Annotated in this window: 31 protein-coding genes and 4 pseudogenes; 6 read left to right on the forward strand and 29 right to left on the reverse strand. The window is 33.0% G+C overall.

Annotated elements, in window-relative coordinates; all coding sequences use genetic code 11:
• Positions 1-16: 16 nt before the first annotated feature.
• From A9G47_RS01140 to A9G47_RS01215, 19 genes and pseudogenes are all read right to left on the reverse strand, one after another.
• Positions 17-499 carry a hypothetical protein gene (locus A9G47_RS01140; RefSeq protein WP_065566953.1) on the reverse strand — a complete coding sequence of 161 codons (483 nt, stop codon included), beginning with the start codon at positions 497-499 and terminating at the stop codon, positions 17-19.
• Complete coding sequence (locus tag A9G47_RS01145; RefSeq protein WP_065641965.1) at positions 499-810, reverse strand: hypothetical protein; 312 nt, start codon at positions 808-810, stop codon at positions 499-501. The genes A9G47_RS01140 and A9G47_RS01145 overlap by 1 nt, the downstream gene beginning before the upstream one ends.
• Before the next feature lie 182 nt (positions 811-992).
• Positions 993-1,475, reverse strand: coding sequence for a hypothetical protein (locus tag A9G47_RS01150; protein ID WP_065641966.1), 483 nt, complete (start codon positions 1,473-1,475; stop codon positions 993-995).
• A 325-nt stretch (positions 1,476-1,800) separates the two neighbouring features.
• Positions 1,801-2,001, reverse strand: a pseudogene (locus A9G47_RS14775) (RHS repeat-associated core domain-containing protein); the annotation flags it as partial.
• A 498-nt stretch (positions 2,002-2,499) separates the two neighbouring features.
• Positions 2,500-2,934, reverse strand: coding sequence for a hypothetical protein (locus A9G47_RS01155; protein ID WP_065641967.1), 435 nt, complete (start codon positions 2,932-2,934; stop codon positions 2,500-2,502).
• Positions 2,921-3,319 carry a hypothetical protein gene (locus A9G47_RS01160; protein ID WP_141674774.1) on the reverse strand — a complete coding sequence of 133 codons (399 nt, stop codon included), beginning with the start codon at positions 3,317-3,319 and terminating at the stop codon, positions 2,921-2,923. Before A9G47_RS01160 ends, A9G47_RS01155 begins: the two co-directional genes overlap by 14 nt.
• Positions 3,295-3,533 (reverse strand): annotated as a pseudogene (locus A9G47_RS14780) (RHS repeat-associated core domain-containing protein); the annotation flags it as partial. The gene A9G47_RS01160 and the pseudogene A9G47_RS14780, both read right to left, overlap by 25 nt.
• Positions 3,534-3,601: 68 nt before the next feature.
• Complete coding sequence (locus A9G47_RS01165; RefSeq protein ID WP_065641969.1) at positions 3,602-4,036, reverse strand: hypothetical protein; 435 nt, start codon at positions 4,034-4,036, stop codon at positions 3,602-3,604.
• A 209-nt stretch (positions 4,037-4,245) separates the two neighbouring features.
• Positions 4,246-4,572 carry a hypothetical protein gene (locus tag A9G47_RS01170; protein ID WP_065641970.1) on the reverse strand — a complete coding sequence of 109 codons (327 nt, stop codon included), beginning with the start codon at positions 4,570-4,572 and terminating at the stop codon, positions 4,246-4,248.
• A 138-nt stretch (positions 4,573-4,710) separates the two neighbouring features.
• Positions 4,711-4,896, reverse strand: coding sequence for a hypothetical protein (locus tag A9G47_RS01175; protein WP_065641971.1), 186 nt, complete (start codon positions 4,894-4,896; stop codon positions 4,711-4,713).
• Between the two features lie 443 nt (positions 4,897-5,339).
• Positions 5,340-5,750, reverse strand: a complete 411-nt coding sequence (locus A9G47_RS01180; RefSeq protein WP_065641972.1) for a hypothetical protein — start codon at positions 5,748-5,750, stop codon at positions 5,340-5,342.
• A gap of 416 nt (positions 5,751-6,166) precedes the next feature.
• Positions 6,167-6,340 carry an RHS repeat-associated core domain-containing protein gene (locus A9G47_RS14785; protein ID WP_218057324.1) on the reverse strand — a complete coding sequence of 58 codons (174 nt, stop codon included), beginning with the start codon at positions 6,338-6,340 and terminating at the stop codon, positions 6,167-6,169.
• Positions 6,341-6,815: 475 nt separating this feature from the next.
• The gene (locus A9G47_RS01185) at positions 6,816-7,265 is read right to left on the reverse strand and encodes an SMI1/KNR4 family protein (protein ID WP_065567335.1); all 450 of its coding nucleotides are present in this window, start codon (positions 7,263-7,265) and stop codon (positions 6,816-6,818) included.
• A gap of 723 nt (positions 7,266-7,988) precedes the next feature.
• Positions 7,989-8,105: pseudogene (locus A9G47_RS14790) on the reverse strand (RHS repeat-associated core domain-containing protein); the annotation flags it as partial.
• A gap of 20 nt (positions 8,106-8,125) precedes the next feature.
• Complete coding sequence (locus A9G47_RS01195) at positions 8,126-8,485, reverse strand: hypothetical protein (RefSeq protein WP_065567337.1); 360 nt, start codon at positions 8,483-8,485, stop codon at positions 8,126-8,128.
• Positions 8,486-9,031: 546 nt separating this feature from the next.
• Positions 9,032-9,787 (reverse strand): GH-E family nuclease, encoded by a 756-nt coding sequence (locus tag A9G47_RS14435; protein WP_218057400.1) that lies wholly within the window; start codon positions 9,785-9,787, stop codon positions 9,032-9,034.
• 186 nt (positions 9,788-9,973) lie between these two features.
• Entirely contained in the window at positions 9,974-10,333 is a 360-nt protein-coding gene (locus A9G47_RS01205; protein ID WP_065567338.1) for a hypothetical protein, read from the reverse strand.
• A 1,115-nt stretch (positions 10,334-11,448) separates the two neighbouring features.
• A pseudogene (locus A9G47_RS14795) lies at positions 11,449-11,622 on the reverse strand (RHS repeat-associated core domain-containing protein); the annotation flags it as partial.
• A 295-nt stretch (positions 11,623-11,917) separates the two neighbouring features.
• Positions 11,918-12,346 carry an SMI1/KNR4 family protein gene (locus tag A9G47_RS01215; RefSeq protein WP_065641973.1) on the reverse strand — a complete coding sequence of 143 codons (429 nt, stop codon included), beginning with the start codon at positions 12,344-12,346 and terminating at the stop codon, positions 11,918-11,920.
• Positions 12,347-12,479: 133 nt separating this feature from the next.
• Here A9G47_RS01215 and A9G47_RS01220 point away from each other — a divergent pair, with 133 nt between their 5' ends.
• The 3 genes from A9G47_RS01220 (at position 12,480) to A9G47_RS13795 (ending at position 13,303) form a co-directional block, all read left to right on the forward strand.
• The gene (locus A9G47_RS01220; protein ID WP_034909955.1) at positions 12,480-12,737 is read left to right on the forward strand and encodes a transposase; all 258 of its coding nucleotides are present in this window, start codon (positions 12,480-12,482) and stop codon (positions 12,735-12,737) included.
• A 65-nt stretch (positions 12,738-12,802) separates the two neighbouring features.
• Positions 12,803-13,036, forward strand: coding sequence for an IS3 family transposase (locus A9G47_RS13435; protein WP_081303486.1), 234 nt, complete (start codon positions 12,803-12,805; stop codon positions 13,034-13,036).
• A 69-nt stretch (positions 13,037-13,105) separates the two neighbouring features.
• Positions 13,106-13,303, forward strand: a complete 198-nt coding sequence (locus A9G47_RS13795) for a hypothetical protein (RefSeq protein WP_176700631.1) — start codon at positions 13,106-13,108, stop codon at positions 13,301-13,303.
• Positions 13,304-13,372: 69 nt separating this feature from the next.
• Here A9G47_RS13795 and A9G47_RS01225 read toward each other — a convergent pair whose 3' ends face one another.
• Together A9G47_RS01225 and A9G47_RS01230 are read right to left on the reverse strand one after the other, a co-directional pair.
• Positions 13,373-13,675, reverse strand: coding sequence for an addiction module antidote protein (locus A9G47_RS01225; RefSeq protein ID WP_065641974.1), 303 nt, complete (start codon positions 13,673-13,675; stop codon positions 13,373-13,375).
• Between the two features lie 2 nt (positions 13,676-13,677).
• A complete protein-coding gene (locus A9G47_RS01230) occupies positions 13,678-13,971 on the reverse strand; it encodes a type II toxin-antitoxin system RelE/ParE family toxin (RefSeq protein WP_065641975.1) in 294 nt (97 codons plus the stop codon).
• Between the two features lie 136 nt (positions 13,972-14,107).
• Here A9G47_RS01230 and A9G47_RS01235 point away from each other — a divergent pair, with 136 nt between their 5' ends.
• The gene (locus A9G47_RS01235; protein ID WP_218057401.1) at positions 14,108-14,356 is read left to right on the forward strand and encodes a helix-turn-helix domain-containing protein; all 249 of its coding nucleotides are present in this window, start codon (positions 14,108-14,110) and stop codon (positions 14,354-14,356) included.
• 486 nt (positions 14,357-14,842) lie between these two features.
• Here the strand turns inward: A9G47_RS01235 and A9G47_RS01240 are convergent, their stop codons facing one another.
• The 4 genes from A9G47_RS01240 to A9G47_RS01255 form a co-directional block, all read right to left on the reverse strand.
• Positions 14,843-15,337 carry a hypothetical protein gene (locus A9G47_RS01240; protein ID WP_065641976.1) on the reverse strand — a complete coding sequence of 165 codons (495 nt, stop codon included), beginning with the start codon at positions 15,335-15,337 and terminating at the stop codon, positions 14,843-14,845.
• 191 nt (positions 15,338-15,528) lie between these two features.
• A complete protein-coding gene (locus A9G47_RS01245; protein WP_065641977.1) occupies positions 15,529-16,029 on the reverse strand; it encodes a hypothetical protein in 501 nt (166 codons plus the stop codon).
• 68 nt (positions 16,030-16,097) lie between these two features.
• Complete coding sequence (locus tag A9G47_RS13800; RefSeq protein ID WP_176700632.1) at positions 16,098-16,367, reverse strand: hypothetical protein; 270 nt, start codon at positions 16,365-16,367, stop codon at positions 16,098-16,100.
• 203 nt (positions 16,368-16,570) lie between these two features.
• Positions 16,571-16,912 (reverse strand): hypothetical protein, encoded by a 342-nt coding sequence (locus A9G47_RS01255; RefSeq protein WP_065641978.1) that lies wholly within the window; start codon positions 16,910-16,912, stop codon positions 16,571-16,573.
• Between the two features lie 931 nt (positions 16,913-17,843).
• Here A9G47_RS01255 and pgi point away from each other — a divergent pair.
• On the forward strand, positions 17,844-19,493 hold the full coding sequence (gene pgi, locus A9G47_RS01260) for a glucose-6-phosphate isomerase (protein WP_065579947.1): 1,650 nt from the start codon (positions 17,844-17,846) through the stop codon (positions 19,491-19,493).
• Positions 19,494-19,574: 81 nt separating this feature from the next.
• Here pgi and crr read toward each other — a convergent pair whose 3' ends face one another.
• The 4 genes from crr to A9G47_RS01280 all read right to left on the reverse strand — a co-directional run bounded on the left by crr (position 19,575) and on the right by A9G47_RS01280 (position 22,595).
• The gene (gene crr, locus A9G47_RS01265) at positions 19,575-20,078 is read right to left on the reverse strand and encodes a PTS glucose transporter subunit IIA (protein ID WP_065567348.1); all 504 of its coding nucleotides are present in this window, start codon (positions 20,076-20,078) and stop codon (positions 19,575-19,577) included.
• A gap of 9 nt (positions 20,079-20,087) precedes the next feature.
• Positions 20,088-21,815, reverse strand: a complete 1,728-nt coding sequence (gene ptsI / locus A9G47_RS01270; RefSeq protein ID WP_065567349.1) for a phosphoenolpyruvate-protein phosphotransferase PtsI — start codon at positions 21,813-21,815, stop codon at positions 20,088-20,090.
• Between the two features lie 53 nt (positions 21,816-21,868).
• Complete coding sequence (gene ptsH / locus A9G47_RS01275; protein ID WP_065567350.1) at positions 21,869-22,126, reverse strand: phosphocarrier protein Hpr; 258 nt, start codon at positions 22,124-22,126, stop codon at positions 21,869-21,871.
• 136 nt (positions 22,127-22,262) lie between these two features.
• Positions 22,263-22,595 (reverse strand): hypothetical protein, encoded by a 333-nt coding sequence (locus A9G47_RS01280; protein WP_065567351.1) that lies wholly within the window; start codon positions 22,593-22,595, stop codon positions 22,263-22,265.
• A 135-nt stretch (positions 22,596-22,730) separates the two neighbouring features.
• Between A9G47_RS01280 and A9G47_RS01285 the strand changes: the two genes are divergently transcribed.
• The gene (locus A9G47_RS01285) at positions 22,731-23,273 is read left to right on the forward strand and encodes a UPF0149 family protein (RefSeq protein ID WP_065567352.1); all 543 of its coding nucleotides are present in this window, start codon (positions 22,731-22,733) and stop codon (positions 23,271-23,273) included.
• Positions 23,274-23,281: the final 8 nt, after the last annotated feature.

The following is a 23,281-nucleotide window of genomic DNA, read 5'->3' on the forward strand; positions in this document are numbered from 1 at the left end:
AAGCCCAAGGATCAATCTAAGTCAACTCATTATTACCATTCCATATTCTTAACTCATAAAAATTCTCTGTTGGTAAAATTGAAAATCCAAAAGAGTTATTAATGGCAACTAGCAAACACTCTAACGTCTTGTTACTATTCTTTACTGTCATATTCCAAAATAATGTTGGATTTTGCTTAATGTTATTAATATGCAATTTTAAATAATAATATGTATTACAAGTGATAATTTGAAAAACTACTAAATCATTAGTATCAATACTACTCAAAAAATCACAAAATCGGTTAAATAATAAATTTTCATTTACTGATAAATCTACTGGCTGATGTTCAATATTATCAATAAATTTTGACAAAAAGACATTATAATCATGCGACTCAAACGTTATCGAATAGCTGTTATTATTAATCCGTAATTTATTTGAGATATTTTGAACAATTGCCTTTTTTTCTTTTTCAATAACTGATAATTTCAATCTTTCTTTTAAAGATAATGACATTATTTTTTGCCTTTAGCATTTGTAATTTTTGTCATATTTTCAGGAATATGTCTACCATATTGATTATATCTTACTTTTGGTTGGAGAGGATCACCAGACAAATCATCAGCAGTATAAAAGTGAGGAACGCGATCAAATTTATTTTCTCGTTTTGAAGTATTTAGATCGGCGTGGACGTAAACTATTTCTTCATCTTCACTACCTCTTTTAACTATGCGTGCCAGTGTTGGTAGTTGCTTTGGTCGGTATAGATATACAGGCTGCTGTGCTGATTCTGGCTGGTTTCCTGAATCATTTTTAAGCCATCCCACAGGAAGCGGGTACGGTTATAAGGGTTGCCTGCGCTGCCTAGCTGATGTTCTTCGATACACCGGCTTAAGGCGTCGTAGTGGTAGTGCTGGGTAGCGCCGTTGGTTTGTTTGCAGCCGATTTGTCCGTGGACACTGTATTGGTTTTTATGTCTTCCAAACCAATTAAATACTTTTAAACATTATTAAAAGGGTAAGTTAATTTTTTTATTCAGTTTTTCTTCAATAAGTGTCGATAATTCTTTAAATAAAGTTTCCCAAACCTGAATGTACTCTAATTTACTGATAAAAAGTTTCATATCAGGAATTTTTCCATTATATATGCCTACATCTGGTCCTTTCTTATATTCAAGTTCTACGCCTTTATCTTTAATTTCATAATAGAAGTAAAAATCAGAGCCTTGCTCACAAAACCAAATATCATCTTTGCCTGTCCAATTATTTTTTACTCGTTTGACAGATTTAACAATGTCTTCATAACATGCTGTTATGTCCGCATAAATGTAAAAATGTACTCTATAGTCGCCTTTCAGTTTAATGTAAAACTCAGGTTCAGCATATCTTCTCAATTCTTCCAATGCATATTGAAAAGGAGTTAGTTCGTCATCAATATCATCATCAATATCGCCTATGGGATTTTGATAGTTAACCTCAAATATAGTTTCCATTTTAATCTCCAGGAATATAGGGACAGGCTATAATAGGTTTGCCTCTAATGACTACTCTTATAAATCTTACAATATCCATTATTTTTATTGTTCTATCAGGATAATATATTTTTGATAATTGTGATACTTTAACATCATGTGCTCCATGTGTGTTGGTGCTTTAGCAAACGCTTCCTCTATTATTTTGTTATCATTAAATGCCTTATAGGCTCAGAGTCTTTTGGATTTTTTTCTCGGTCAATTAATTTTTGTGCATTAATTTGAGAACCATGTTGATTACGGGAATATCCATATTTTTTATAACTTTCCCTGTTTGATGATTTAGCTTACAACTCATTAATCCAAATGGATCCAACCAAGTCAACCTATTAGGTGCATACTGATACAGATTAAAGCCACCCAGCAGTCCTATCGGGTCTGGCTAGGTAAAGCGGCCTATATCTGGATCATAGTGCTTGAAAGTATTGTAATGTAGTCCAGTTTCTCTGCCTAAATATTATTCATGACATCTGAGGTTTTGCTCTATTGATTGATGTTCAATTTCCTGAATATGTTTACCCCAGAGCTGATAGCAGTATTTTCAGACGATGTCATTGTTTGTATCGGTAAGCTTTTCTGGAGAGCCGTTCAGGTTGGTATGGATATACAGGCTGTTGTACTGATTCGGGTTAGTTTTCTGAATCATTTTTAAGGTATTCTGCAGGATGCGGGTACTGTTGTAGGGTTGTCTGCGCTGCCTAGCTGATGTTTTTCGATACGGCGTTTCAGGCCATCGTAGTGATATCCTCTGAAATGTAGGAGAATCAGGTTGCTGTATTCTGTACTTATCAATCGGTCGAGGCGATCGTACTGGTAGCTGCGTTCTGTTAAGATACTGGGCCGGGTTGGTTTGTGTTGCAGTCATATTTGAATGTGGTGTTCAGCCGCTCTTGTGGCGTAATACTTCGCGGTGCAGGTTGTCGGAACCGTAATACAGGCTGTTGATGGTGCACCCATCTGGCTGTGAATAAAAAAGATGAATAATCTATTTGAATGTTTTGAATTTTGATAGCCAATAATTGCCTTTATCATATACACAACCAATTAAAACATTTCCTTCTGTTTTGATCGTTAATTCACGACTATAACAATATTGTTTTTCAAAAGACCAGTTTATATCAGCAATATCGAGATATTTCATAATAAGTTCAAAACTTGTTTCAGAATATATAATTACATTATTTAATAAAGTAATTGGATGACGAGCTACATCAAATCCTAAGGAATGTATCTTGGAATCAACTACCATTATTTCCAGTGAATCATAAAAATAAGAAAAACCTTCACTTTTGTTCAATTTATCAAAGTAATATTTTTTACCCAAATCTTTTTTTTGCAAAATAGAATATATTTCTTTTTCTGATAAGCCTACTTTTAATTCCAAATATATTCCTGTTCTCAGAAAATCAGTTAAGTCCATTAATTTTCTCCTGCATTTTTGAAAATTTAACCACACCCCGCTCGGCCAATTCAATTGACTTTTTATTACTATTTGAGTCATTTAATATCTTTTTAAATTCTTCTATGGCATGAGATACTTGAGTTTTAGTTTTCCCCATAATTTTTTTATTGTTTATCAAACCGTCTATATGCTTGTTCGCTTGGGTTATGGATTTTTTACTAATACCTTTCATGTTACTAAACCGCTCCCAGATAAGATTGTCAGCTTTATCTAAACCTAATTTAGCTTCCGTAGTTTTTCTTCCATTTATAGATATATCTAAATAAAATCTTTTAATCCTTACATTATCGAAATGACATGGTTGCATTTTCCCGGTACAGTCAATCCTAATGGATCGACCCAAGTCAACTCATTAGGTGCATACTGATACAGGTTAAAGTCACCCAGCTGGTCAATCGGGGGGCTAGCTAGGTAAAGTGACCTATATCCGAGTCATAGTATCAGAAAGTATTGTAATGCAGTCCAGTTTCTCTGTCTAAATACTGTCCCTGATATCTAAGGTTTTGTTGTATCGGGATGTGTTCGATTTTTTGAATCCGTTTTCCCCAGAGCTGATAGCGGTATGCTCACAATACTGCGCCATTTACATAGGTAAATTTTTCCTTTTAGCCCTGATTGCATATCCCTAATTGTTTATACGATAATGAAGATATATTTCATATTCATCATCATTAATAACCAATATTCTTTCAGGTTGTAAAAACAATAATGATAAATCAAAAGATTGGTTGTATTTAAATATACTTTTTAAAAAATTATCAAGATAATTAATATTTAAGTGTATCGCAAATTTTTCTTCAAATAATTGGATGCATTTAAAAAAATTATTATTTAAAGTGTTATTTATAATTTCAATTAATTTTTTTTGGCTAATCGGGTGCTCTAGCCTGATTTCGCTATCAATTTGATCAATCTTGAAAAAAATTTTAAGCTGTTCTTTATACCAAATGAAATCTTCATTATTAACAGACGAAATTGTAAATGATTCAATTCCTTCTAATTGACTAACATATTCTTCTGCTTTTTTATAAAGTAATTTTTTTTCAAGTTTATTATTCATAATATATGTGATGATCATTGGTTAGCGAATCAATAATTTTTTGATATCGTTCTTGTTCGAAGTCATAGGTAATTGAATTAGCACTACGTTTTGATTGGTCCGCATTTAGCTATTGGATCATTTGTTTATTCTACTGTGACACGTTTATGTCCTTGTGCATTTTTATATTGATAATACCTGCCATGTGAAACATGGCTCTATTAATAATTTTATTTGTCTAATTTATAGGGGAAAAAATATTTTTCTAATATTTCATTTTTTGTTTTCTCATCAAAATATCTATTGTTTTGTTTTTCATAATTAGCTATTTTATCAATAGCAACACTCTTATTCATTTCAGGAATATTTGAAAAAATTCTGTTCCAATCTTTTTGATTCCCATACATTTTTATCAATTTTTCAAAAATTGAATTAATAATGGGGCTGCTACAATAAAATAACGAGTCTGTTTCCTCACAATCGAACTTTAAATAAAGAATTGCTTTGGTTAAAGCATTTACTTCACTTCTAGTTAATTCTATTTTTTCAATATCCATTATTATCAACCTTTTGTTTTTACACTAGAATTAATTTGATTGTTTGTCAGTTTTAATCTGATTTCATAACCTAAACTTGACAAAAAAGAATATGGATTCTTACCAGAATATAATATCTCATTTAGTGTTAACTTTCCTTTATAAATATATTCTAATAATATTAGCCATTACATCTTTCGGGATCATTAAAATATCTGTGATATAAACTTTACCTTTTACATAAGATTCTAAGACACCTATTCGCATGATGTTTTCTAGGCCAATCGAATCCGTATAGTGAATACAGCAACCCCATTCGGTGTGGAAGTAGACTGTTTTTTCCATCTCCACTGCCTCTTTTACCTATGCGTGCCTATGGTTTGTAGTTGCTTCCGGTCTGTGTAGATATACTGGCTGCTGTGCTGATTCTAGCTGGTTTTCTGAATCATTTTTAAGCTATTCCATGGGAAGCGAGTACGGTTGTAGGGTTGGTCTTCGTTGTGCCTAGCTGATGTTTTCGATACAGAAGCATAAGGTGTCGTAGATATAATCGTAACGCTAGCTGTGATCGGATTGTTTGATGTGTGTTTCACTTAAGCTTAATTTTATCTATTATAAGCTAGTGGCCGATTTTATTATTTGGTGTCGATATTCTTTGCTTTTATTAATAGTTAATAGCATTGGAATATTATGTAATTCAATATCTTCATTGCTCTACCCTTATCACTGTTGATAAATTTTCAACTTCAATTAATAATTTAGTATCTTTATACAAATATTTTTATTTTTTAATAAGGTATATGTGTTTTATTAATTGGAACAAAATCACTTAATCCTATTCTCCATCGTTGTTCAATATATTCTAATAATTCATCGAAATTAGAAAAAACATATTGTTCAAATGAAGTTATTGATTGATTGAATGCATTATTATTATCAGTTAATGCAGGATCTGCATAATATGTGCGGAGCTTATATAAAAAAAACACTTCTTCCTCATCTATTATTGGTTTTATAAGTTGATCTATATAAAGCGAATACAAGGAAAATTCCCATTCGTCGTCATCCCAAGGTTTTGCATATTCAATAGAATAAATCTCAATAAAACGAGTTTTATTTTCTTCTAATCTTTCAAAGAATTGCCCTTTCATTTCATAGGGAAATGGATGGTAAGGATTATTGTATTTTTTCTTATTCATAAAATATTCTAATAATTCGACTGTTATAGATGTGAATTAGCAAATGCGCACTTTCAGAAGCATGACCTCTAATTTTCTCATTTGGATTAAATTCATCCCAATGATAAGCTCCTTTTTCTACTAAATGGACGAGGTAATCAGTCAGATGCATCTTTTTGTGGGCAAAATGTTCTTGATTTAGTGGTATCCATATATCCTTTGTGTTGAGGATGTTTTTCGTTCGCGGAAATTAACGCTCTCAATATTTCTTCTGCATCAGGTTTATTTCGTACTCTTATAAGAGCTTATTTTCCTTTAGTTAGCTGCTTTTTAATGTGCTTAATTGCCTGTAATAAATTGCAATTCCTCCTACGGAACGGTCTAAGCCAACCCATTAGGCGCATACTGATACCGATTAAAGCCACCTAGTAACTCAATCAGGTCTGGCTGGGTAAATCTACTATATCCGAATCATAGCTCCTGAACATATTGTAATATAAGCCAGTTTCCCTGTCTAAATATTGTTCCTGATATCTGTGATTTTGCTCTATTGATTCTTGCTCAATTTCCTGAAATCGTTTACCCCATAGCTGACAGCTACATTTCCACAATATTTCACCGTTTGCATCGTTAAGTTCTTCCGAGAACGGTTAAGGTCGGTGTGGTAGTAGGCTATTTCTTCATCTTCGCTGCCTCTTTTGTCTATGCTTGCTCGTGGTTTGCAGTTGTTTCTGGTCTGTGTAGATATACTAGCTACTGTGCTGATTCTGGCTGGTTTCCTGATCATTGTTAAGCCATTCCACAGGAAGTGGGTACGGTTGTAGGGTTGGTCTCCACTTGTGTCTAGCTGATGTTTTTCGATACGTCGACCTAAGGCGTTGTAGACATAGCCGTAACGCTGGTTGTGGCCTGAATGTTCGATGCGTGCTTTGCTTAGGCGATGTTCGGCATTGTAAGCTGTAGTGCTGGTTACGTCGTTGTTTTGTTTGCTTTTGACGCTGCCATACGGGTGATAGCTATAGCTCTGATCTCTGAATTTAAGTAGATGATTAAAACGCATCAGGTTGTGGTTGCGGCAGTCTTAATTTACGTCCGTAAGTTTACATATTCTTCAAAAAAACATCTGAATGACGGTGCAAGGACGTTTGATATTTTTCTTGAGAAGAGATCATAATTAACTATTTGTCCATAAGTATTTTTCCTACAATCAACACAGCAACATACATCGTCATCTTTAAAATAAATAACTGCCATATCTAATGGTAATGAGTATTCATTTCGACATTGACAAGTATCATAATAGATAGCTCCTCCAGACTCAGCCAAGGCATTATTATCAACTATGCCTGATATTTCTTCACCAACAACCCCTCCGCCACCAACCAATAAAATAAATTCTTTTAATTCATTTGGTAATGACAAATTTAGCTTATTTTCAAGTATATTAATTTGTGATTCATCACAAGCTCCAAGCCAATATACTTCGTCTTGAGCGCCATGATTTAAACGCGTAACAAGATTTTTAATATCACCCATATAGCTATTACCTCACATAAAATCCAATGCCTTAATTTACAATATTCTTTTATTTTTCATCATTAAAAAATAATTAAAATTCTGCTGACATTATATTCTTTAATCTTTATGATTCCAGATAGATAAAGCCGAAAAATACTTTAGCTTTCTTATGTCAATATGAGCAAAGGTAATTTAGATATGACAGGTTTGTTGAAAAATTTTAATTATAAACTAAATTGATAATAAGTATCTGATAATATTATCTTTTGTTACCTTTTTAAGGATTACAGCATATTCATCTTTAAAATACCCTATATCAGATATTTGATCTTCTGCATCTTGAATAAACCGTATCGGATCATAAAAATTGAATGTGTATGTATTTCCATTTACTGTAACTTCAAAATTTAATACAACTCCTTTAGATTCGCATTCAAGTTGAAACAAATTGTCATACCAATCAGGAAATATAATATTCATTAATCTAATACCTGTATTTTTGATAGCGCAACCTGATAATTTTCAAATTATCGCTAATAGTAGTCATATCATATTTTATGAGGAATAAACCCTTTACTAGATACACTAGTAGGATTATCAAAAACAGAAATACCGCGTGTTGTCTTTACTAAACGCTGATTTACCAATTTTATACTCTCCTAGTTTTGCTTTAAAAGAAACAGGTTCCCCTTTTTTGAACCCCTGAAATAACAAACAACTCCACCCAAGAGGATCAACCTAAGCCAATCCATTTGGTGCATAGTGACACAGATTAAAGTCACCAGCTAATCCTATTGGGTCCAGCTGGGTAAAGCGTCCTATATCCGGATCATAGTACCTGAAGATACTATAGAGTAATTTAATTTATTTTTAGAACATCAATTTTTCCATTTTTCACCTCTGACATAACTTATTAGTTCATTTTTATTTTTTGGTTCATTAGGAAATTTCAAAATTGAATCATAACTACAATGACCAATAATCGATGATTTTATGTCATCCAAATAGTCAAAAGCGGCCTCGGGAATGTTATCGTAATCTGAATCGGATAAATTATTTTTTATATATAAAAATGCAAATTTATATATCTTTTCTCTATCCCATTTAGATTGTATTAATTTCCTTAAAAATAAATCTATTAATTTCTGTGATGTATTGTTTTCATTCACATCCCATGATTGCATTATTCTTTTCAAATCTGCAAATGCCTCTTTTTCATTAACAATAAGTTTTGTCATTTATAAGCTAATCCCATTTAATTTGATTAAGCAATTTCTGATATTCATCAAATGTCATGTTTTTGCTTGAATATATGAGAACCATGATCATTAATCGCTGCAAGTCTATTAGGCAATTTATCCAAGTTTGTAATAGTATTTACAAATACCTCGTTTGGGTCAACAGGTAAAGGAACTTGACTGCCACTTAAACTTTGTTTGCCTGTTTAACTTGGATTAATCATATCAGTTGCATTATTTACTTCACTAAAATCATAGAACTTAGGATTTCCTGATGCCGTTTGTATCGATAAGCTCTTTCTGATAACCGTTCAGGTTGGTGTGGAAGTATATTACCCTTTGTGGTTGATTACTTCGTTTATCTCTACTTGCCAGTGATTCGTACTTTGTTTTGTATAAATATACAGGCTACTGTACTGATTCGGGCTGGTTTCCTGAATTATTGTTAAGCCGCCCCATAGGAAACGATTACGATTATAGGGGGGAGGTGTTGTAGCTGTAGTACTGAGTAGCGCCGTTGGTTTGTTTGCTTTTTAATGTCGACAGTTATAAATTATTTTTTCTTTTTGCCTCTTTTAAATAAAAGTTTATATATTTTTTTTGCCTTTCCTGGAATGCTCGCGCTTTACCATATTTATAAGCCTCATCAAAGTATTTATATGCTTCCTCTAACTGGTTTAATTCATAACAAACCATTCCTAGATTAATTAAAGGCCCCGTATTTATATTAGATCCCCTTGTTTGTAATGAAATTACACCCCATTTTTTAGCAGTAATAAAATCTGATAAGTCAAAATAAGCACTATATATACATTTTGAAATCCAGCTAGCTATTTCCCAATCTAGCTTTGGTTCGGGAAGTAATTGCCAAGCATCATTATATTTATTTAAGGCATTGGTAAAATCTTTCTTGTCATGATATTGATTACCAATTTCTACTATAGCAATTATTTCTTTTTCCAATTTATTATCAGATAGTGTTTTCATCTTTATAACCTTACTTGTTAAAAATGCTCCTTGAGAAGGATTATGACCAAAATATTCTAATTTATAATTATCTAAATCTCTCATGAATGATCTTACTTTCTTAGATTTAGACCTATGACACTTACCTTTCTGATTCCAATATTTAACGGCATCTTTTAAATGTGCCATATCAGCATTTTGAACATAATACCATTGGTTATTAGTTGAATTTTTGAATTTCATGTTGTTACCGCTATCACGAATGCGACCCTTAGTGAGCATTCTTTCAATAACTTCCTGTCCTGTTTTGCTTTTCTTGCTTGGTATTCTTCCCATGAATCTAAGATGGTAACTACTTAATCCCCCCAAGCTAATCTGTAGTGCTCGTCATAGCGGTAATTGGTCTGTTTTTATTTGCTGAGTTTTTGATTCAAGCTAAGATTAATCTCTGCTATTACTAGCCATAGAATAAACAGCAAATAAAATCGGAAAGATTTTAAATATCAATCCTGATTTTAATAACTATTTGTAGCTTACTTCACATTGGCCAATAACATCAAAAACATGATCATAAGTACTTAAAATATAATGCTCATCTTTCTCTTTATCGAATATTTTATCGAAGCATGATATCATCATTGGCTGATAACTTGATTCATCAATCATTGTAATATTTAAGCTCTTTATATTTTCAAATTTAAAATAAATTAAAGCCTCTCCTTCTAGTCCTTTACTTGGTTGGCAAAGCGATAATTCCAAAGAAGCTATTACCTTTAATTCTAGGGGAAACATATTTAATATGACGTCTTTTAATATTAAAGCGTCTCTTCCATATATTTCTCCATATATTGTCTCAATAGCCTGATTATGTACTGTTAGCATCTTACTTTTATCTCTATCCCACCAGTTGTTGTTGAAAATATATTGTTTAAGTTAATTGACTTCAAATCAGATTTAGTTGCCCAAACCGCAGGCATACGTTTTATACTGTAACTAACTCCTAAAATAGTACAGCAAAAAAGTAGAAAATTCTCTATGATAAAAGTAAAAGGGGGATTTAATGATGAAAAAATGGTTGAACATTAAATCGTAGCTATTTTAACAGAAGCTGAGGCTGTATTGCCTTAAAGAACTGTGCCGTAAATACCGGTAAGTTTTAATTGCTATTGTTTAAAAAGAAAACTCTTTTTTATCGTAAATATTTTCAGACAATAAAATTAAACAGATTCTTTTAGTGATAATCCAAAATCAATAAACCCTTCAGAACTTATAACAAGGCACCATTTATTTGAAGAATCAAAAAAATAATGATGTTGAGGAATATTTTCTATAGCAAGAGCAAGGAAACTATCAAATTGATTAAATTTTAGATGTACTGCAAAATTTAAAGAGGAATCATTTACATAGTAAATATCCCCGCTTTCTCTAATTTTAGTAAATATATCATTATCGACAATAAATTTTCTTATTGTGGATAACCAACTGGAATAACTTCCAAAAAGTTGATTACTTTTGTGTTTAAGAGTTTTTGACCAATCAATTTTGGTTCCTTTCCAGTCAAAAGAATTAAATAATTTATGTGCAATATTTTACCAATTATCAACCAGTTCTGGTGGTTCTGATAATAGCGAAAGTTTCATTTTTATTTCATCATCAAGAGTCATGTGTCTCTCCGGTGCTTAGAAGCAAGATTAAATAGGCCTTGAAGTTTAATTGATTTTATAACATCAAATAAAAAATGTTCTCCTTTCTTTTTTCCACTAAATACGCTTATATTAGCACCACTTCTTTCATCATACTCAATCCTAAATCCTAAATCCTAAACCCTAAATCCAGTTTTTCCATCAGCAGAAGTCATTCCAATGGGCTTTTCTTTTGTAGAATCAAATCTTCCCATATTAAATTTTTCAGCTTTAAAAACCTCTTTTTTCCTGTCACTTCAAGGCGTTATTTCTTGCTTGTTGATATGAATCTTTAATTGATCCACAACTCCCTCACCACGGATCAATCCAAGCCAATCCATTAGGCGCATACTGATAAAGATTAATATCGCCTATCGTGTCTAGTTGGGTAAAGTGGCCTATATCCGGATCATAATAGCTGAATGTATTGTAATGTAAGTCTGTTTTTCTGTTTAAATATTGTCCCTGATATCTAAGGTTGTGTTGTATTGGTATGTGTTCGATTTCTTGAATCTGTTTCATCCCCCAGAGCAGATAGTTGCATTCCTAGATGATGTCATTGTTTGCAGCGTACACTCTTGTCATCTCTTAAAATATGAAAAAACATTATTTGGTAACTGGATTTTCTTATTATTCGATGCCACCGATAGTTTATTTCCATCAATATTTGATAAATGTAAAAAATCTAAGATCATATTAATTACTCTAAGTGTATAGAGTAATCGGATATTGCATATATTTTTATTTAAGACAACAAATTAATGAATTATGCATATTTAACATACTAATTAATATCAGATTCTAGACATAAGCTAAAAGTTTTATTTATATCATCTATATCCTCACATTCTGTATAACAATAAACTTTCGGATCATCTATATCTCTATTAGTAAAGAATAAAGAGGTATATCCTTGGTGCATTAAAAAGGCAAACATATTTTTAGGTGGAATTATTTTATTTTGATGCATCAATTCTATAGTTTCTTCATTAATATCATCAAGATCAGAATAAAGCATCCATGTGCCATCCTTAAAATCACCAGCATAACATCCTAATTTTTCAAGATATAATTTATAAAACTGAGGAAGCTTTCCATATTTTTTTTCCAGTTGCGCTATCTGCTCTACATTACAGCCTAAAACAGAAATCCCTTTTTTTTCTAAAAAAGAAATAAAACTATCAATCATATGAATATATTTGTTTTTATTCATTTAATTACCTGTAAGTCTATTTATTTTTACGCTTGGAAACCTAGTTTCAGATTGTTTAATTGTAACTATCCCCTAAAATAGTACAGCAAAAAAGTAGAAAATTCTCTATGATAAAAGTAAAGAGGATTTAATTATGAAAAAAATGACTGAACATCAAATCGTCGCTATTTTAAAAGAAGCTGAAGCAGGTATTCCCGTTAAAGAGCTGTGCCGTAAATATGGCATGGGTAATTCAACTTTCTATAAATGGCGAGAAAAATACGGCGGTATGGAAACGTCGGATATCAAACGCTTAAAGGAGCTGGAGGCTGAAAACCGCAAGCTTAAGCAGATGTTTGCCGAACTGAGCTTAAAATCTCAGCTTCAGGAAGAAATCATAAAAAAGCTTTAGTGCCGACAAAGGCACGTAAAACGTGGGCACAGTAACTACAACAAAATCATTCGGTTACTATTGTTATGAGTTGTGCTATTGTTGGCTTAAGCCGTTGTGCTTACTATTATCAATCTAAGTTACAGGATGATTCCGTGATTATTTCGGTGTTGAATGCTATCACAGACCGGCATTTACGCTGGGGCTTTCCTAAGTGTTTTAATCGTATCAGAAAGCTCGGCTATCAATGGAATCATAAACGTGTTTATCGGGTGTATTGTGAGTTAAAACTGAATCTTAAAACAAAACGGAAACAATGAATTCTACCTAGGGAGCCAGAAAAGTTATTGGCTCCCAATAAACAAAGTGACTGTTGGTCAGTGGATTTTATGAGTGATAGTCGTTGCAATCAACGTCGTTTTAGCGCCTTCAATGTGATAGATGATTTTAACCGTGAGGCATTAGGCATTGATATTGGCGTGAGTTTACTCGCAGGTAGAGTGACTCGTTATTTGGATAAATTGGTGGAGTATCATGGTTATTTGCGGTCTCCAATAAAATGTTTCCATATTTTCCTCCAGACATAAAAAAGCTCACATTTGCGAGCTTTAGGTTTGATTTTATTTTGTATATCTACATTAGATTTTCATATTCAATTAACAACAATCGGTGTGTTTTTGTGATGAAAACTGCATTTGCAAACCTAATGCTTGAACAATTTTAAAGATTGTATTAAAAGTAGGATTCCCCTCACCTGATAACGCTTTATAAATACCCTCACGACTTATACCTGTCTCTCGTGAAAGTTGGCTGATGTTTTTAGCTCTAGCTATATCACCAAGCGCAATAAATAAAAACTTAGGATCGCCTTCTTCTATTGCAGCATTTAAATATTCTTGCATTTCTTCATCAGTGTTTAAAAAATCAACCACATCAAAATTTTTTAGCTTTGTAGTCATAATTAGCCCCATTTATTTGCTAGTTCTTTAGCAATTTTAATATCTGCCTGCTGTGTATCTTTGTCACCGCCACACAATAAAATAACAATCTCATTATTGCGATTAATAAAATAAACTCTATACCCTTTTCCGCAATGAATCCGCATTTCTGATACACCACCTCCTACAGGCTTAACATCACCAAAGTTACCTTCTTGTATACGACGAATTCGAACTTTAATTTTAGCTGCTGCAATTTTATTTTTTAGCGACTTCAACCATTTTTCCATCTCTGGTGTATAACTTACAGTAATCATGCTTTATTCCTGTTTTAATTTAAAACTATTATATCTCACACTGCTAAACTGTCAACTTTGGTTATCAATTCTTTTTATTTATATTTTTGCTAGAACTTATATAATGATTATATTGAGATTAGTCATAAGAATCATAATGAATAAAACAATCAATATTGAAACAGATGTACCAAGCGAAGTTGTTAACATGGTTTTTGATAATAATTATTCTCCAGTTCAAGCATGGCGTGAGTATTTGAAATTATCCCAAGTTGAAGTTGCAAATAAAATAGGTATTAGCCAATCGGCGTATTCTCAATATGAAAAAAGCCAAAAGTTAAGAAAAGTAACACGGATTAAAATTACCGAAGCACTACAAATCAAGCTTGAACAGTTAGATTTTTAATAAAAAACCCGCCGAAACGGGTTATGATCTAATAATATTTGATCTAAAGTTAACTTATTAATAAGTAACAATTTTAAATTTAAAATACTTACCCAGTTATAATAAAATTATTATTAATCATCGCATTAAAAACTAGAGCTGCATTTGATTGATCAATAGTTTTTCACGATAAAAACCACCCACAGGTGGTTTGCATCTAGAACACATTAACGGTTTGGACGAGAACGGAAGTGTGAACAAACATACTCCCAACCACCATTACGAAAGCGGTAATATGCATTAACAAACACATCCTTAATTGAATCTATTGGATATTTCATCCTCAATCCTCCTAAATGACGCTAGTTAACTAACACTTGCCAATTCAGGGAAAGTAGGATACTATGAATTGTCCATTCGTAGAGATCTTACTTCTATATAGCGGTTAGCGTCTCTATATATTAGGCATGTTATAACATGCCGACCCTTAAGGCTCATTATTGAGCCTTAACTCTTTATAACAGCGTAAGATTTAATAATTCTCGAAATTTTGTCCGCCTCTTCCTCTGTTAAATCTAATGGTAAATTACTAATATTTAAAATTAACCCTTCTCTAATTGGAATTGGCAAAACAAATGTTTTTGTCGATTCAGGTACTGCTTTTTCGACCGTTTCGCTTATAGGTTTTCTTACTGCTTTTATACCGCCTCTAACAACATGTACTTTGTCACCATTTAAGTATTGAATAAAATACTTTAAGCCGCTATTCATTCTACCAACATATGTTTTTTTCGCTTTTTCACTAATATTAGATTCAGCATATTCACGAGCAACTATCTTTTCAAAATCAACATTTCTTATATCAGTTGAAAGCGCTAAACCACTATCAGTATTACTGAGTAATCTTTTAGCGGTCAAAGTTATATTTCTTGAAGTCTCTGGATTGATATATTTATCTAACTCATCTAAAAACACAAGAAAATTACGTATTGAATAATCCATAAAAACCTCATAGAAAAATTTATTTGGTGCATTATTGATCGATATGTCTTTCGTGTCAACAATGAAGACACAAAAATGATCAAGAACCAAATTAAATTGATTTTATAATTAATTTCGTGTCTCATTAAATAATGATTTATAAATCTTGAATCATGAATAAATCCATTATTAATATAATAAATCTCAATTTCTTAATTAAGAATGCAATTTCCATTGAATAGTCTTAGCACGTCAGGTACTACCTTATATAATGAAAATATTAATAAAGAAAAGACAAGACAAGACAAGACAAGTAAAACGACAAGAAATATAATAATTAAAAATACGAAGACTCCACAACCTCTTATTTTTGTTCCATTGTTGATCAACTTAAAAAGTAAAGCTAACGAAGGAATATACCCTACTATAAAAGATATAGTCTGAATAATATTATTAAAGAGACTGTCTTTTAAACCATCTTGCTTAAGCAAAAAAACAAAGCTGCAGACGTCGTTAATGTAAAAAACTACACAAGCATTTATATCCCTAACATACGTCAATAATACAGTGAAAACTGTGTCTTCATTAAATTCTGATTTATTAACACTTTTAGGCTCTGAGCTAACTTTTTCAGTGTAAAGTTTCGAGTTCGAAGAGATATTGTAACTATCCCCTAAAATAGCTACAATTTGATGTTGAGTCATTTTTTTCATAATTGAATCCTCTTTTACTTTTGTTATAGAGAATTTTTTACTTTTTGCTGTACTATTTTAGGGGGTAGTTACACGCTGTCTAGCTGATGTTTTTCGATACGTTGGCCAAGGGCGTCGTAGACGTAGCCGTAACGCTGGCTGCGGTCTGTTTGTTCGATGCGTACTTCGCTCAGACGGTGTTTGGCGCCGTAGTGGTAGTGCTGGGTTGCGTCGATGGTCTGTTCTGTTTGGGTTCGGTCGTACTGGCCGTAGCTGTATTGGTTTCCTCTGAAATTCAGGAGCTGGTTACAGCGGATCAGATTGTGGTTGCTGTATTCTTCTCTGTATTTGCGATCCAATATGTTTGCGGTGACATCATATTGCAGGGTTTCCCGTATCTTTGATTGCGACAGCCTACAATTTTTCCGGTGCGATCATAATAGTAATCGGTCTGCCCGTGTCTGCTGTGTTTTTTGCTCATCAGTCGGTTGAGGTTGTTACATTAAGAATTATGCTAATCATTAGAGTTTGAGCTAGTACATACAATTATCTTATTGGAACATTATCTTTTAGTTTTTCGAATTTTAGCTAAACCTTTTTCTAAGCGACTTATATTTTTATACTTATCGGGAACTGTACTTTTAGCGAGATATTTATACCATTCATCTACTGTAGTTTTGAATAATTCTAAGCTTTCTTGAGTAACGTTTGACATTTTAATAACAGTATCAGTTTTTAATTTTCCTGTATCATCAAAAGGTTCAAGACCAATTAATAATTCATTATTTTTTAAAAAGTTTAATAAGGCTGTTGAACTTTGAATAATATCCTCTTGCCATTGCTTACTTTTATTTCTCGTAAGTAATAATGGAATATTATGTAAGGTAAAATCAATTTTGCTCATTACTTTACTCCAATAACAGTTGATACATCATCTAATTGTGTTAATTGATTGGTATTTTTATTTTTCACAAAATCACCCCAGCTTCGCCGATCTTGAATAGGTTACACTAATTCATACAACTTGGAATGGCAACACCTATTCAAACAACAAAATTGCGGTTTGATGTATTTGGTAACGTTTAACTGTGCACTTAGATGTCAATGATAGTGACTTCATTACCCGAACAATGTGACAACGCGAAACGCAGATGGCTAATTGTTCTAAGGCAAAATGAATTCACCTAGAGCTATAAGATTGACAGCTACAATTGTAGGCCGTCAATATTTCTTCTGCATAATATGAGGTAGGTTTATATTTTGTAGCTTTGCACTGATATTAGGCATGATGCCTTGATATTCCTAAGTAGCGACATAATGCCACAATAGGATAACGATGTTGATTATTTTTTAGAATTTTGATTTTCGCGCTATTGTTAGTGCAGCCTGCTTTAGGATTTCTTTTTCCATACGTAGCTGTTTAAGCTTTTTGTGTAAGGCCATTAATTCATTTTGTTTTGGAGTGCGATTACCCTTAGAGCTAAATGAGTTACTTTTACTAGATTGATTTATCTAGCGTTCTAAAGCAAATGGTGTGAGATCCTATTTTTTGACCAAATCATTGCGTGATTTCCCCTTGCAGATAACGTTTCACTATTCGCGATTTGAAATCAGCGCTGAAAGTTTGTCTTGGGCGTTTTTGTTGATTCATATACTTTGCCTTTTTTGGAGTTAAATTTATCTTGCCCCTTAAAAAAGTTATTTGAATGAGCATAGCCTATCCAATATCAATTATTTTCAATAACACTTAATTTATCCGATAAGATCCTTATCTTGCATCATGCTGGGCATAGTTATATTATGGATGTAGAGTCATATTATTTAAGGAATAAGTTATGTTAAAGTCAATTGATCCAACTACGACCCATTCTTGGAAATCTCTTCAAGCTAGCTATGAAAAACATCACAGCAAAACAATTGCGCAAATATTAAAAGAGGAAGCTAAACGAGTTGAAAATCTCAGTATTCCTTTTGAAGATGAGTTTTTGGTTGATTTATCCAAAAATAGGATAACGCAAGAAACGTTAGAACTACTCTATAAATTAGCTGATGAATGCGATCTAGCTGGTGCAACTAAAGCTATGTATAGTGGTGAAAAAATTAATCGTACAGAGGATCGTGCTGTATTGCATGTCGCACTTCGTAATGTATCAAACACCCCAATTTATGTTGATGGTAAGAATGTGATGGATGATGTTAATGCAGTACTGGCAAAGATGGAATCATTCAGTAAAAAAATCATTAGTGGCGAATGGAAAGGTTATACTGGAAAAGCGATCACTGATGTTGTAAATATTGGAATTGGTGGTTCAGATCTGGGTCCTCATATGATTACCGAAGCGTTACGCCCCTATAAAAACCACTTAAATATGCATTTTGTTTCTAATGTTGATGGTACCCATATTGTTGAAGCGCTTAAAAATTTAAACCCTGAAACCACATTATTTTTAGTAGCATCTAAAACTTTCACCACTCAAGAAACCATGACTAATGCTCAAACGGCACGAGCATGGTTACTTGATGCAGCTCAAGATGATAAAGCCGTTGCTTTACATTTTGTTGCGCTTTCAACTAATGCTAAGGAAGTTGAAAAATTTGGCATCGATACCGCTAATATGTTTGAATTTTGGGATTGGGTGGGCGGACGCTATTCATCATGGTCGGCTATTGGCTTATCAATTGTATTATCAATTGGATTTGATAATTTTAAACAATTTTTAGCTGGAGGCCATGCTATGGATAAGCATTTCCAAAGTACGCCAATCGAGAAAAATATACCTGCATTATTGGCACTAATTGGTATTTGGTACAATAATTTTTGCGGTGCTGAAACTGAAGCAATTTTACCTTATGATCAATATATGCATCGTTTTGCTGCTTATTTTCAACAAGGGAATATGGAATCAAATGGTAAAAGTGTTGATCGAAATGGTAATAAAACTGCCTATACTACTGGTCCAATTATTTGGGGTGAGCCAGGTACGAACGGTCAGCATGCGTTTTATCAATTAATTCATCAAGGGACTAAACTGATTCCTTGTGACTTTATTGCGCCAGCGATTAGCCATAATCCTATTGGTGATCATCATCCAAAATTATTGTCCAACTTTTTTGCACAAACTGAAGCTTTAGCTTTTGGTAAAACAGCACAGCAGGTTGAGCAAGAATTTATTGCTTCTGGCAAAAATCTTGATGAAGTGAAATCCGTGGTACCATTTAAAGTGTTTGATGGCAATAAACCTACCAATTCAATTTTAGTCAAAAAAATTACGCCTTATTCACTTGGTGCATTAGTTGCGATGTATGAGCATAAGATCTTTACCCAAGGTATTATTTTAAATATCTTTAGTTTTGACCAATGGGGGGTAGAACTTGGTAAGCAATTAGCTGGACGTATCTTACCTGAGCTAGCGGACAATAAACCAGTGAGCTCTCATGATGAGTCGACAAACAACTTAATTAACCAATATAAAAAATGGCGTTAAAAAGTCTCAAGAAATAAAGTGCTTGAATATAAAGAAAAAACCTTCAGTTTCCACTGAAGGTTTTTTTATCAATAATGATTATTACTTTTTAACTCGCATTATCGGTGTTTGACCCGCTTCAACTGAGCCTGATAACTTAGTTAGTTCGGCAACAGTTTCCATGTTTGAAATAACCACAGGTGTTAATACTGATTTGGCTTTACTTTCAAGTAGAGGTAGATCAATCTCAATAATTGTATCACCAATTTTAACTTGCTGGCCTTCTTCGGCAACACGAGTAAAACCTTCACCTTTTAGTTCTACTGTATCAATACCAAAGTGAACGAAAAGCTCAATGCCTTCGTCTGATTCAATAGCAAAAGCATGATTGGTTTCAAATATTTTGCCAATTTTACCATTTAATGGCGCAACAATCTTGTTACCAGAAGGTTTGATTGCAATACCATCACCAACGATTTTTTCAGCAAAAACCACATCTGGTACATCTTCGATTTTGACAATTTCGCCACTTAAGGGGGCAATAATTTCGATGCCATTTTTATTATCATCGGATACGAATTGTTTAATTTTATCGAATAGACCCATTATTGTCTCCTAACAAATTTGCTTTTCAGCAGTGTAATTTTCAATTAAATCAATAATTTCTTTGGCGGTTGCTTTTTCTAATGCAGTATCAGCAAATTTTTTCGCCTCTTCATAATTTGTATTACGAATTAATTTTTTAATTTTAGGAATTGATACTGCGCTCATACTAAATTCATCAAGCCCCATACCAAGTAATAAAATTGTCGCTCTTTCATCACCAGCAAGTTCGCCACACATACCAGTCCATTTTCCTTCTTTATGAGAAGCATCTATAACATTTTTGATTAGTGTTAGTACTGAAGGTGAAAATGGATTATAAAGATGAGAAATCAATTCATTACCACGATCAACGGCAAGCGTATATTGTGTTAAGTCATTGGTTCCAATACTAAAGAAATCGACTTCCTTGGCTAAGTGATGCGCAATTACAGCGGCTGCTGGCGTTTCAATCATTACACCAATTTCAATATTTTTATCAAACGCTTTACCTTCAGCATTTAATTGTTCCTTAAGGATATTGATTTCAGACTTTAATATGCGGATTTCTTCTACAGAAATAATCATTGGGAACATAATGCGCAATTTACCAAATGCTGATGCACGTAAAATTGCACGTAATTGTGCATGAAGCACTTCTTTACGATCTAAACAGATACGAATTGCTCGCCAACCTAAGAATGGATTTTCTTCTTTTGGTAAATGCATATATGGGACATCTTTATCACCACCAATATCCATGGTGCGTACAATCACAGATAAGCCATTGGTTGATTCAGCTACTTCTTTATATGCTTTAAATTGTTCTTCTTCGTCAGGATACGCTTCACGATCCATAAATAAGAATTCCGTGCGGTATAAACCAACACCTTCATAACCATTACGTTCAGCACCAGCAATATCCCGTACTGTACCAATATTGCCACAAATTTCTACTTGGTGACCGTCAAGGGTTACAGCGGGTAGATCTTTTAATTTAGCAAGTTCTTCTTTATCACTAAGGTATTTAGCTTGAACTTGTTTTAACTTTTCTTGAGTAGTGTGATCTGGGTTGATATAAATAGCATTATTGATCGCATCTAGAATAATGAAATCACCTTGTTTGATTGCTTGAGTTGCATTAGATGTGCCAACGATAGCAGGGATTTCTAAAGAACGAGCCATAATTGAGGTATGTGAGGTGCGCCCACCAGCATCAGTAATAAAACCCAATACCATTTCTAAGTTTAGTTGAGCTGTTTCAGACGGCGTTAAGTCAGTTGCAACTAAAATACATGGCTGGCTAATAGCACTTAAGTCAACAATTTCAATACCTAAAATATTTTTTAGTAATCGTTTACCGATATCACGAATATCTGCAGCGCGTTCTTTTAGATATTCATCATCTAGATTTTCGAGCTCTTTAGCTTGAGTTTCAAAAACAGATTGAACAGCAGCATCAGCGCTTGAGTGCTTACTTTGAATACGAGAAATAACTTCTTGTTCAAGATCTTCATCTTCAAGAAGCATAATATGCCCTTCAAAAATGGCCGCTTTATCTTCTCCTAATGTTGATTTCGCCCGTTCCATGATCGCATGAAGTTGTTTGCTTGATTTTTCTCGAGCTTCCTTAAAGCGCTCAATCTCAGCGTCAATCTTGTTATCAAGAATTTGTCTATTGCTAATAACAATAGGTTCTTCTTTTAATAATAGCGCTTTAGCAAAAGCGATACCTGGGGAAACAAGTGTACCTGATACCATAACATTTAATCCTTATTCAATTTTAAAACCATTCATAGCTAATCGGGAGTTATTTATTCCAACTCAGGAATTAATTTTACTAAGTGATCAACAGCTTCTTTTTCGTCTTCGCCTTCAGCTTCAATAGTAATAGTTGTGCCTTGTGATAAAGCTAATGTTTGTAATTTAAATAGGCTTTTAGCGCTTGCACTTTTGCCATTAGATGTGACCGTGATTTCTGCGTTAAAGTTTTTTGCTTCTTTAACAAATTGTGCAGCAGGGCGGGTATGAAGACCGTTAGATGCTGTAATGGTTACATCTTGTTTATACATATTATTTTACTCCCAAAATATTTTCATTCTAGCGACCAATATAAATAAAAACAGCCTGAAAGGCTAGTAAGATTTCATATATCTTTTATATTAGGTCAATCGTATTATCTTAATTTATTAAGATAGTCATATTTGATCAATACTGATAGATACGCGTGATCTTATCACTGCATTTTTTAAATTCTACCTGTCCATGAATCCCATGTTTTATATTTTCAAAAACCATTTCTTCACTACCATCAAGCTGTGATGCTCGTATCTCTTCTCTACAGAAAGTTTCAAATCGTTGTAATTCTTGCTCACTATCACCTAATTTATAAGCTTTAGGTAAATCTTGACCTGTTACATTAGTATGTATTTTGTTTCGCACATCAAGGACAATCATACCTTTATTTGATAGAAATAAGCCACAGGCAGTTAATGATAATGATAATCCTACAAAAAATAATAGCTGCAGAAACAATTTCATGGTTAATTCTACAATGTTCAAAATAATTCCTTTATAAAGTGCAGGAACCTGTTTATTATTTATAATTATATACTAATAATCAGAGAAAGTGCAGAGTACATTTTTTTATGATGCAATAAGACTAAGGTGAAGTTTATGTCAAATGCGATTAATTATGACGAATTTAATGGTCAACTAATTCAAAATAAAATAGGTATTACCGCAGCCGAACTGCACGGTTTTCTTTCAGGCATATTAGCTGGCGGTAATTTTGATGAAAGTTGGCATCCATTGGTTGAAGATATGTTAAACAATGGTCAAAAAATGCCCGCATCATTAGATGAAAAAATAAGCCATCTTTATACGCTTACCAAACAACAATTCTTTGAAGAAGATTTCAGCTTCCAATTATTACTAAGTGATAAGGATTTATATGCGCAGCTTGATGATCTAGTCGGCTGGGTGAATCATTTCTTGCTTGGCATTGGACTTGTACAACCTAAAATTAATCACATCAAAGGTGATGTTGGTGAGGCTATTTATGATCTTCGCCAAATTGTTAAATTGGGTTATGACGAAAATGAAGATCAGCAAGAACTTGGTTTTGCTTTTGAAGAAATAAAAGAGTATGTTCGCATAACTTCGATGCTATGTTTTGATGAATTTAATGAGCCAGATATTCGCCCAACAATCCATTAATAATAGTA

The sequence above is a fragment of the Gilliamella sp. WF3-4 genome (assembly GCF_001690275.1).
Taxonomy (GTDB): domain Bacteria; phylum Pseudomonadota; class Gammaproteobacteria; order Enterobacterales; family Orbaceae; genus Gilliamella; species Gilliamella apicola_C.

Bases quoted from the DNA above. Each gene is read 5' to 3' on its own strand.
- A9G47_RS01140 (WP_065566953.1), bottom strand. From the start codon at position 499: ATGTCATTATCTTTAAAAGAAAGATTGAAATTATCAGTTATTGAAAAA.
- A9G47_RS01150 (WP_065641966.1), bottom strand. From the start codon at position 1,475: ATGGAAACTATATTTGAGGTTAACTATCAAAATCCCATAGGCGATATT.
- A9G47_RS01155 (WP_065641967.1), bottom strand. From the start codon at position 2,934: ATGGACTTAACTGATTTTCTGAGAACAGGAATATATTTGGAATTAAAA.
- A9G47_RS01165 (WP_065641969.1), bottom strand. From the start codon at position 4,036: ATGAATAATAAACTTGAAAAAAAATTACTTTATAAAAAAGCAGAAGAA.
- A9G47_RS01170 (WP_065641970.1), bottom strand. From the start codon at position 4,572: ATGGATATTGAAAAAATAGAATTAACTAGAAGTGAAGTAAATGCTTTA.
- A9G47_RS01175 (WP_065641971.1), bottom strand. From the start codon at position 4,896: ATGGAAAAAACAGTCTACTTCCACACCGAATGGGGTTGCTGTATTCAC.
- A9G47_RS01180 (WP_065641972.1), bottom strand. From the start codon at position 5,750: ATGAATAAGAAAAAATACAATAATCCTTACCATCCATTTCCCTATGAA.
- A9G47_RS01185 (WP_065567335.1), bottom strand. From the start codon at position 7,265: ATGGGTGATATTAAAAATCTTGTTACGCGTTTAAATCATGGCGCTCAA.
- A9G47_RS01195 (WP_065567337.1), bottom strand. From the start codon at position 8,485: ATGACAAAACTTATTGTTAATGAAAAAGAGGCATTTGCAGATTTGAAA.
- A9G47_RS14435 (WP_218057400.1), bottom strand. From the start codon at position 9,787: ATGGGAAGAATACCAAGCAAGAAAAGCAAAACAGGACAGGAAGTTATT.
- A9G47_RS01205 (WP_065567338.1), bottom strand. From the start codon at position 10,333: ATGCTAACAGTACATAATCAGGCTATTGAGACAATATATGGAGAAATA.
- A9G47_RS01215 (WP_065641973.1), bottom strand. From the start codon at position 12,346: ATGAATAAAAACAAATATATTCATATGATTGATAGTTTTATTTCTTTT.
- A9G47_RS01220 (WP_034909955.1), top strand. From the start codon at position 12,480: ATGAAAAAAATGACTGAACATCAAATCGTCGCTATTTTAAAAGAAGCT.
- A9G47_RS13435 (WP_081303486.1), top strand. From the start codon at position 12,803: ATGAGTTGTGCTATTGTTGGCTTAAGCCGTTGTGCTTACTATTATCAA.
- A9G47_RS13795 (WP_176700631.1), top strand. From the start codon at position 13,106: ATGAGTGATAGTCGTTGCAATCAACGTCGTTTTAGCGCCTTCAATGTG.
- A9G47_RS01225 (WP_065641974.1), bottom strand. From the start codon at position 13,675: ATGACTACAAAGCTAAAAAATTTTGATGTGGTTGATTTTTTAAACACT.
- A9G47_RS01230 (WP_065641975.1), bottom strand. From the start codon at position 13,971: ATGATTACTGTAAGTTATACACCAGAGATGGAAAAATGGTTGAAGTCG.
- A9G47_RS01235 (WP_218057401.1), top strand. From the start codon at position 14,108: ATGAATAAAACAATCAATATTGAAACAGATGTACCAAGCGAAGTTGTT.
- A9G47_RS01240 (WP_065641976.1), bottom strand. From the start codon at position 15,337: ATGGATTATTCAATACGTAATTTTCTTGTGTTTTTAGATGAGTTAGAT.
- A9G47_RS01245 (WP_065641977.1), bottom strand. From the start codon at position 16,029: ATGAAAAAAATGACTCAACATCAAATTGTAGCTATTTTAGGGGATAGT.
- A9G47_RS01255 (WP_065641978.1), bottom strand. From the start codon at position 16,912: ATGAGCAAAATTGATTTTACCTTACATAATATTCCATTATTACTTACG.
- pgi (WP_065579947.1), top strand. From the start codon at position 17,844: ATGTTAAAGTCAATTGATCCAACTACGACCCATTCTTGGAAATCTCTT.
- crr (WP_065567348.1), bottom strand. From the start codon at position 20,078: ATGGGTCTATTCGATAAAATTAAACAATTCGTATCCGATGATAATAAA.
- ptsI (WP_065567349.1), bottom strand. From the start codon at position 21,815: ATGGTATCAGGTACACTTGTTTCCCCAGGTATCGCTTTTGCTAAAGCG.
- ptsH (WP_065567350.1), bottom strand. From the start codon at position 22,126: ATGTATAAACAAGATGTAACCATTACAGCATCTAACGGTCTTCATACC.
- A9G47_RS01280 (WP_065567351.1), bottom strand. From the start codon at position 22,595: ATGAAATTGTTTCTGCAGCTATTATTTTTTGTAGGATTATCATTATCA.
- A9G47_RS01285 (WP_065567352.1), top strand. From the start codon at position 22,731: ATGTCAAATGCGATTAATTATGACGAATTTAATGGTCAACTAATTCAA.